This window comes from Ruegeria sp. A3M17 (genome assembly GCF_003318255.1).
Lineage (GTDB): Bacteria > Pseudomonadota > Alphaproteobacteria > Rhodobacterales > Rhodobacteraceae > Ruegeria.
Genome location: NZ_QOCF01000017.1, coordinates 1 through 1,073, shown reverse-complemented (window position 1 = coordinate 1,073; position 1,073 = coordinate 1). Strand labels below are relative to the sequence as shown.

Below are 1,073 nucleotides of genomic sequence, written 5' to 3'. Positions count from 1 at the left end.
GACCGGGATAGCCTTCGGCGTATTTGTTGGTCATCACCGAGCCTTGTGCTTCCATCACGGCGGCTGAGACGATGTTTTCGGATGCGATCAGTTCGATCTCGTCGCGCTGACGACCCAGCTCGGATGTGATCGAGCCGAACAGCTCGGGATCACGGTCAGACAGGGACTGGGTGAAAAATCCGTGCGTACGGTGCGGGGCGTTCAATTTGTAATCTCCTGAAATTGTCAACCGGTCCAGCCAAGGCCGGCGGAAATGGCGTTCATGGATTGCAGCAGAGCGACCGGAACCGTTCCGGCCTGCGGTTCACTGCGGGTCTGGCGTAGTAGGTCGACTTGCAGAGTGTGAATGCGGGCAAGTTCATCTCGCTTGCGTTCGACGCGCTCACACAGTCGTGGGAAACGCTGTCCAATGATCTGCCCGCCATTCAAAAACTTCACAGCGTCGCAGGCCTTGCAGTATTCCGAGGTGATTGCCTGAAGAATGCGTTGGCGTGTGTTGGCGTCGCAGACCAGTTCGCTGTATTTCGCCGCGATTGTCATATCGGTCTGGTACAGAGACTTTTCCATTTCATCGACCGCAAGGCGGAACAATCGGGACTGCCGAAACATATCTCGGAGCACTTCATCACCTCGTGCGCCGCGGAACTTTCGAAAATTGACCATAGCCGCGCCGAACCCGTACCAGCCAGTGATCAGGTGCCGGTTTTGTGACCACGCAAACACCCATGGAATGGCACGCAGATCATCAAGGCTGGTTGCTCCGAACCGACGGGCGGGGCGCGATCCGATTTTCAGGCGGGCTAGTTCTTCAACCGGGCTGGCCTGTTGGAAATACTCAAGAAACCCCGGCGTTTGCAGCAGCGAAACATAGGCCATCTGAGAAAGCTCGGACAACGCATCCTGCGCATCATCGAATTCTGGGCGGTCCGGCGTTTTAGTGTGACTGGCCGTGTGGCGAAGTGTGCTGGACAAAAGCAATTCCAGATGCGCCGCGGCTGTCCCGCGGTTGGCATATTTGGCCGATACTACTTCGCCCTGTTCCGTTACACGTAACCGCCCGGCAATTGTGCCGC

1 protein-coding gene and 1 pseudogene are annotated in these 1,073 nt (G+C 57.0%); both read right to left on the bottom strand.

The features are described from left to right. Window positions 1–205, bottom strand: a pseudogene (glyA, locus tag DS906_RS10120) (serine hydroxymethyltransferase); the annotation flags it as partial. A 20-nt stretch (window positions 206–225) separates the two neighbouring features. Further along, a partial coding sequence (locus DS906_RS10115) for a phosphoenolpyruvate carboxylase (protein WP_113790070.1) occupies window positions 226–1,073 on the bottom strand: 848 nt, incomplete at its 5' end.